Origin of the sequence: Desulfonatronospira sp. (assembly GCA_003563255.1) — a bacterium.
Lineage (GTDB): Bacteria > Desulfobacterota > Desulfovibrionia > Desulfovibrionales > Desulfonatronovibrionaceae > Desulfonatronospira.
Map to the genome: position 1 here is coordinate 1 of PWSL01000205.1, position 7256 is coordinate 7256.

Consider the following 7256-nt stretch of genomic DNA (forward strand, 5'->3'; position numbering starts at 1 on the left):
CATAAGTTTCGCTGTAGTGGTAAGTGTTCCATAGAAAAATAAGTGCCGGGTGCCTGTCCCCAATTTAGACAGGTTGAAAAAGTTTTATAAGTTTCGCTGTAGTGATAACCGGACCCGGGCAAAACTCCGGCTCAAGACGCCCGTCTTTCCATAAACAAAACACTGCACCGATGACTGCGGCCTGCAGCAAGGCCTCGGAACATACTCTTGTAATGAAAAACAACTGCTGTTTAACAGGGCTGGGCTATTATGTTCCTGAAAAAATCATGACCAACCATGATTTTGCGCTCCTGATGGATACCTCGGACGAATGGATCACCACCAGGACAGGAATAAAGCAAAGACATGTCTGTACCCATCAGGCCTGTTCGGATCTGGCATACCAGTCATCAGTCCTGGCTCTTAAAGAGGCCTCTCTGACACCCCGGCAACTTACCCACGTCATCGTTGCCACCTTTACCCCGGATGCCTTCATACCCAATGCAGCCTGCCTGCTGCTGGAGAAGCTGGGACACAGAAATATCGCGGCCCTGGATATCAATACCGCCTGCACCGGTTTTATTTACGGCCTTGAGCTTGCCAGAGGACTTTGCATGCTTCCGGGGGAAGCCAATGTTCTGGTGGTGGCTTCCGAGGTGCTTACTTCCAGGGTCAACTTCGCAGACAGAGTCACATGCGTCCTGTTCGGGGATGGGGCAGGGGCAGCGGTTGTTTCCAGTTCCTGTCATGGTGCCGCCGGGATGTCAGGCCGGCTTGTGGACGTAAACCTCAAGGCGGACGGGGCCCTGGGCGAACTCTTGACCCTGAAAGGTGGAGGATCGGCTCATCCACTGGCCCTGGGCGACACTGTAACAGAAAACTTCTTTGTCCAGATGGCAGGCAGAGAAGTGTTCAAACATGCGGTTCGCTCCATGTACAATGTCTCCATGGAAATTCTGGAAAGAAACAATATCCGTTCCGGGGACATAGACCTGGTGGTCCCGCACCAGGCCAATATCCGCATCATTGAGGCCCTGGCCAAAAAAATGAACCTTGACCCTGCTAATTTATTTGTTAATGTCCAAAAATACGGCAACACTTCAGCTGCTTCAGTGCCCATCGCCCTGGCAGAGGCCAAAGAAACCGGCCGCATAAATCCCGGGGACCTGGTACTGCTGGTGGCCTTCGGCGGGGGCTTTACCTGGGGCTCGGCACTGGTGCAGTATTAAATCCTGAAGAGAGGTAAAAATGTCCCAACCACCCAAAACCGCCCTGATCACCGGGGGATCCCGCGGCATAGGCAGGGAGTGCGCCCTGCGCCTGGCCCAGGCAGGCTACAACGTCTGCATAACATACATCAGCAAGCCGGAACAGGCCCGTGAGACCTGCAGCGAAATTGAAAACCGGGGCGGACAGTGCAGCGCCTTTCAACTGGATATGGGCAGCCGGGAAGCCATATCTGAATTTTTCGCCGGGGAGATCAGGGACAAGGTCGATCTGCAGGTCCTGGTGAACAACGCCGGCATGACTCAGGACGGGCTTTTAGTGCGAATGAAGCCGGAACAGTGGGAAAACGTCATCCGGGTCAACCTCACAGGGCCTTTCACCTGTCTGCAGCAGGCGGCCAAAATCATGATGCGCAGCCGCTACGGACGCATTATAAATCTGTCCTCTGTTACAGCCCAGACCGGCAATGCCGGCCAGGCCAACTATACTTCAGCCAAGGCCGGCATTATCGGTCTGACCAAAACCGCTGCGCAGGAACTCGCCCCCAGAAACATCACCGTGAATGCCGTAGCACCTGGATTCATAGACACCGACATGACCGGCAGTCTGCCTGAGGATATCCGGAACAGATTTCTAGAAATGATACCTTTAAAACGCCTGGGTACAACCCGGGACGTAGCCGCATGCGTGGCCTTTCTTGCTTCTGAGGAAGCCGGATACATCACCGGACAGGTACTCGGGGTAAACGGCGGGCTTTACATGTAGCCACATGCAAAGCGCTGAACAGATACGGACATCGCAACTTGAAACTTTGGACTGCATGTAATATGAGTGCCTTGATCGTGCTGCATCAAAGCTATCAAGTTGCGCTAGCGGATCGCCAAATCAATTCAATAAGGAGAAAGAAATGTCAGTAGAACAGAAAGTCAAGGAAATCGTCGTGGACCAGCTTGGAATTTCAGCAGACGAAGTAAAGCCCGAAGCCAAGTTTGTAGAGGATCTCGGTGCAGACTCCCTGGATTTGACAGAACTGATTATGGCTATGGAAGAAGAATTCGACATCGAGATAGACGACGAAAAGGCTCAGGAACTGCTTACGATTCAAGCCGTAGTTGATTTTATTAAGGCCAACCAGTAGCCGATTGCCGGGGGCGGCAGCGACCCCCCTCCGGCATGCTGATAAATCCCTGCTTATTCACAAATATCGGATACGGCATTGTCCGCTGCGCCTTTTCCGGTATTGCAAAACCCGGTATAGGGTCAAATCGCAAATCAGCTCAGGAATCAATCAATGCCAAGAGTAGTTGTTACCGGCCTCTCGGCCCTCACACCCATAGGCAACAACCTGGAACAAAGCTGGGAAAGCCTCCTGGCGGGCAAGAGCGGGGTGGATCACCTGACCCGTTTCGACTGCACAGGCTTCCCCTCCCGCATCGCCGCCCAGGTCAAGGATTTCGATCCCACTTCTTATATGAGTGCCAAGGAAGCCAAACGCATGGACCGTTTCTGTCATCTGGGAGTGGCCGGGGCGCGCATGCTCATACAGGACTCCGGCCTGACCTCTGATAATATGGACATGGAGCAGTGCGGGGTTCTCCTGGGATGTGGCCTGGGCGGGCTTGAAACCATTGAAGAGTTTCATTCCAAGCTTCTCAAGTCCGGCCCCAGGAGGGTATCACCTTTTTATATCCCCCTGCTCATAGCCAACATGGTAGCGGGTCAGATATCCATAGCCACCGGGGTAAAGGGGCCCAATCTGGTGACCACATCCGCCTGCGCCTCGGGCATGCACGCCATCGGATACGCATTCTCCGATATCATGCTGGGCCGCGCCAGAGCCATGATCACCGGAGGTGTGGAGTCCACCATCACCCCTATGGCCCTTTCCGGATTCAGCGCCATGAAGGCGTTGTCCACCAGAAATGACGACCCTCAAGGCGCCAGCAGACCGTTTGACAAAGACCGGGACGGATTCGTGATTGGTGAGGGCAGCGGGCAGATGCTCCTGGAATCTTTGGACAGCGCCAGGGAAAGGGGGGCCAGGATCTACGCTGAAGTGGTGGGGTTCGGGGCCTCTGCTGATGCCTTTCATATAACCGCTCCTGATGATTCCGGAGAAGGGATGGCCACCTGCATGAAAATGGCCCTGCGCGAAGCCGGGGTTGACCCAGAACAGGTGGACCACATCAATGCCCACGGTACCTCCACTTATCTCAATGACATCACAGAAACCAGGGCCATCAAGGAAGTTTTCGGTAAACATGCATATGATATTCTACTTACGGCCAACAAGTCCATGATTGGTCATACCCTGGGAGCCGCCGGAGGCATAGAGGGCGTGTTCAGCACCAAAAGCCTTTACCATGGCCAGGTGCCCGGCACCATCAACCTGGACACCGCCGATGCCGAGTGCGATCTTGACTACTGCGGACATGGGAGCGTAACCAGGCATATCAACTACGCCCTGTGCAACTCTTTTGGATTTGGGGGGACCAACGGCTGTATTCTTTTTAAAAAATTTGAGGAGTAGCATTACAGCGAAACTTTTCAGTCTTTGCTGTGCAACCACCGGGGACATTCCCGCACCAACCATCAATCTGTTTGATCGCAACAGTTCAGGGGTTCATCGGTGGTGATTACTGGCACTCACGCCTGATTATAAGTGCGGGATGCCTGTCCCCAATTGAGACAGGTTATAAATTTTTGAAGTTTCGCTGTAGTGAAAATCAAGGAGATATTACCAAGATGAATATGGAAGAAATTAAAAAAGTTGATCCCGAAATCGCCCGGAGCATTGAACTGGAGGAGAAACGCCAGATCAACAAGCTGGAACTGATCGCTTCTGAAAACTTTACTTCCCAGGCCGTCAGGCAGGCCATGGGAACCGTCATGACCCACAAGTACGCCGAAGGCTACCCAGGCAAGAGATACTACGGCGGATGCGAATTCGTCGACATGGCGGAGGACCTGGCCAGGGACAGAGCCAGAGAGCTTTTCCAGGCCGAGTACGTCAATGTCCAGCCACATTCAGGCTCTCAGGCCAACATGGGTGTCTTTTTCGGAATACTCAAGCCCGGAGACACCATCATGGGCATGGACCTCTCCCACGGTGGACATCTTACCCATGGATGCCCGGCCAACTTTTCCGGACGTCTGTACAAAACAGTTTTCTATGGAGTGGAAAAAGAAACCGGGTATATAAACTATGAACAGGTGGAAGAACTGGCCCTGCAGCACAGGCCCGCCATGATCATAGCCGGTGCCAGCGCTTATCCCAGGGTGATAGACTTCAGGCGTTTCCGGGAGATCGCGGATAAGGTGGACGCCAAACTCACCGTGGACATGGCTCATATAGCCGGCATAATCGCAGCCAAACTGCATCCCTCGCCGATACCCCATGCCCACTTCACCACCACCACAACCCATAAGACCCTGCGCGGCCCAAGGGGGGGAATGATCCTGAGCCGGGAAGAGTACGCCAAAACCCTCAACTCCCAGATATTTCCCGGGATTCAGGGTGGGCCGCTTATGCATGTCATAGCCGCCAAAGCCATTGCCTTCAAGGAGGCCCTGGCCCCGGAATTCAAGACCTACCAGCAACTGGTGATAGACAACGCCCGCACCATCGGCGATTATTTGAAAGATGCCGGATTCAACCTGGTCTCCAAGGGCACCGACAACCACCTGCTCCTCATAGACCTGACCAACAGAGACATTACCGGCAAGGACGCCGAAATCGCCCTGGACACGGCCGGCATGACGGTCAACAAGAACACCGTCCCCTTTGAAACCAGGTCCCCCTTTGTTACTTCCGGCATCAGGATAGGCAGTTCCGCCCTGACTACCCGCGGCATGCGTCCAGAGCACATGGAGCAGATTGTTTCGTGGATGATTGCCGCCCTGGAAAACTACAAAAACGAGGACCGTCTTAACCGGATAAGCAAGGAAGTGGAAAATTTCGCCAAAGAATTCCCCATCTTTGCATGGTAACCTCAATTCAGTTCACTGACAGTGGAGCGCATCCCCGGGAATACCGCCAGACCCTGCTGCCGGCCCGGGGCCTTGCAGCCCCCACCGCAGAGGTCCAGGGAGAGATTAGATATGCACAAAAGGCTTTCCTGGGATGAATATTACATGAGCATAACCCACCTGGTGGCCCGTCGCTCCACTTGTCTGCGTCGGGTGGTGGGGGCCATAGCAGTCAAGGACAAGCGCATCCTGGCCACCGGATACAACGGAGCGCCTGCCGGGCTGGAACACTGCCTGGACGTGGGCTGTCTGCGCGATAAAATGGGTATCCCATCAGGTGAACGGCATGAACTGTGCCGGGGACTGCACGCAGAACAAAACATTATCATCCAGGCCGCCATTCACGGGGTCAGTATATCCGGCGCTTTCATTTACTGCACAACCCAGCCCTGCCTTATCTGCTCCAAGATGCTCATCAACTGCGGCGTAAAAAAGATCTACTTCAGCCAGGGGTACCCGGACCGGCTGGCTCAGAAAATGCTGACCCAGGCAGGGGTGGAGTTTGAGCCTTTGCAAATAAACGAGAGTTGACCGTGTCCGATAAAGCCATGAACCAGAGTCGATTCATGCTTAAAGCCCTCAGCCTGGCTGAACAAGGTAAGGGGTTTACCCCTCCCAACCCCTGCGTGGGAGCTCTGCTGGTCTCGGGAGACAGAATCCTGGGCCGGGGATGGCACAGGGCCTGCGGTGATAATCATGCCGAAGTGGAAGCCATTGAAAACGCCCGGCAAAATGCAGCGGACCTTACAGGGTGCACCATGTATGTCACCCTGGAACCATGTAATCATCACGGCAGGACTCCGCCCTGCACCCGGGCCATTCTCGAGGCCGGCATACCTGAAGTAGTCATCGGGGCCAGGGATACAAACTCCTTTGTCCAGGGAGGCGGGGCAGAGTATTTAAAAAGCCGGGGCATCAAGGTCACTATAGGTGTAGAGGAGCAAAAATGCCTGGATCTTATCGCCGACTTCTGCTTGTGGCAAAAGTCCGGGAGGCCTTATGTTTACCTCAAGACCGCTTCCACCCTGGACGGCCGGATCGGGACCCGCACCGGACACTCCAGGTGGGTCACCTCTGTCAATGCCAGGCAGGTGGTGCACCATCTGCGCTCCAGGACAGGTGCCGTGCTGGTTGGGGGGAACACCTTTTACCAGGACAACCCTGAACTTACCTGCCGCACCCACAAAGTAGAACAGCAGCCGCTGGCAGTGATAATTACCTCCAGGCTGCCGGATCCAAAGCAGAACTGGTACCTGCTGCAACAAAGGCCGACCCGGACTGTTTTCTGGACAAACACTTCTGCTGCCGGTTCTGAAGCTGCCCGTCGGCTTGTGGACCTGGGCTGCAAAGTTATGGGGCTTGACAGGGACGCTTCCGGGCTGGACCTGCTGCAGGGTCTGCAACGCCTTCGAAGCGAAATGGGGGTATACCACTTAATGTGCGAGGGCGGAGGAAAGCTGGCTGCCGGCCTTTTGCAGCAGGGTCTTGTTGACGAACTGTGGGCATTCGTGGCTCTGAAAATCCTCGGAGACGAACAGGGAATCCCTGTAAGCAGCGGCAGAGATGTTCAACTTATGCACGATACTCTGGACTTTCGCCTGGGGGAAATAGTCAACCTGGGTCCTGAGCTTCTCCTGAAGCTCTTTCCCCGGCAACAGAACTGTTAGGCGCTTAGCACAAATTTCAAAACAACATGTTATCCCTACAGCAAAACATATTATTAACCTCCGGGGCTGGCTCTTTTGCCGCCAAGATTTTTTGGTAATAGCGGGCGCAACCAGCTGTAGTATGATCGTAACCATTCAGGGGTCCTCGATGGTGATAACTGGCACCAGGCCTGGGGACTGTCCCCCGCTAAGAATATCTATGCAGATTCAAAAAAATCCGCGCCTGTAATTATCACTACAGCGAAACTTATATATTGACCTCCGGGGACTGGCTCTTTTGCCGCCTGTTATTTTGTTCAATTGCAAGTTATCAAACGGCAAAAGTGCCTGTCCCCAATTGAGACAGGTTATAAA

General features: G+C 54.1%; 8 protein-coding genes. All 8 read left to right on the forward strand.

The genetic code is table 11. The features are described from left to right. Positions 1-212 precede the first annotated feature (212 nt). Positions 213-1208, forward strand: a complete 996-nt coding sequence (locus QZP87_RS06020; protein ID WP_291322020.1) for a beta-ketoacyl-ACP synthase III — start codon at positions 213-215, stop codon at positions 1206-1208. Between the two features lie 19 nt (positions 1209-1227). Continuing rightward, on the forward strand, positions 1228-1971 hold the full coding sequence (gene fabG / locus QZP87_RS06025; protein WP_291322021.1) for a 3-oxoacyl-[acyl-carrier-protein] reductase: 744 nt from the start codon (positions 1228-1230) through the stop codon (positions 1969-1971). Between the two features lie 142 nt (positions 1972-2113). Then, entirely contained in the window at positions 2114-2344 is a 231-nt protein-coding gene (gene acpP / locus QZP87_RS06030; protein WP_291322022.1) for an acyl carrier protein, read from the forward strand. Between the two features lie 153 nt (positions 2345-2497). Next, positions 2498-3736: a beta-ketoacyl-ACP synthase II gene (gene fabF / locus QZP87_RS06035; RefSeq protein ID WP_291322023.1), complete on the forward strand. Its 1239-nt coding sequence runs from the start codon at positions 2498-2500 to the stop codon at positions 3734-3736. A gap of 221 nt (positions 3737-3957) precedes the next feature. Further along, complete coding sequence (glyA, locus tag QZP87_RS06040; protein WP_291322027.1) at positions 3958-5196, forward strand: serine hydroxymethyltransferase; 1239 nt, start codon at positions 3958-3960, stop codon at positions 5194-5196. Beyond that, the gene (locus QZP87_RS06045; RefSeq protein ID WP_291322024.1) at positions 5190-5333 is read left to right on the forward strand and encodes a hypothetical protein; all 144 of its coding nucleotides are present in this window, start codon (positions 5190-5192) and stop codon (positions 5331-5333) included. Before glyA ends, QZP87_RS06045 begins: the two co-directional genes overlap by 7 nt. Next, positions 5308-5766 (forward strand): cytidine/deoxycytidylate deaminase family protein, encoded by a 459-nt coding sequence (locus tag QZP87_RS06050; RefSeq protein ID WP_291322025.1) that lies wholly within the window; start codon positions 5308-5310, stop codon positions 5764-5766. Before QZP87_RS06045 ends, QZP87_RS06050 begins: the two co-directional genes overlap by 26 nt. A gap of 2 nt (positions 5767-5768) precedes the next feature. Further along, the gene (gene ribD, locus QZP87_RS06055; protein ID WP_291322026.1) at positions 5769-6902 is read left to right on the forward strand and encodes a bifunctional diaminohydroxyphosphoribosylaminopyrimidine deaminase/5-amino-6-(5-phosphoribosylamino)uracil reductase RibD; all 1134 of its coding nucleotides are present in this window, start codon (positions 5769-5771) and stop codon (positions 6900-6902) included. The last annotated feature ends 354 nt before the right edge of the window (positions 6903-7256 follow it).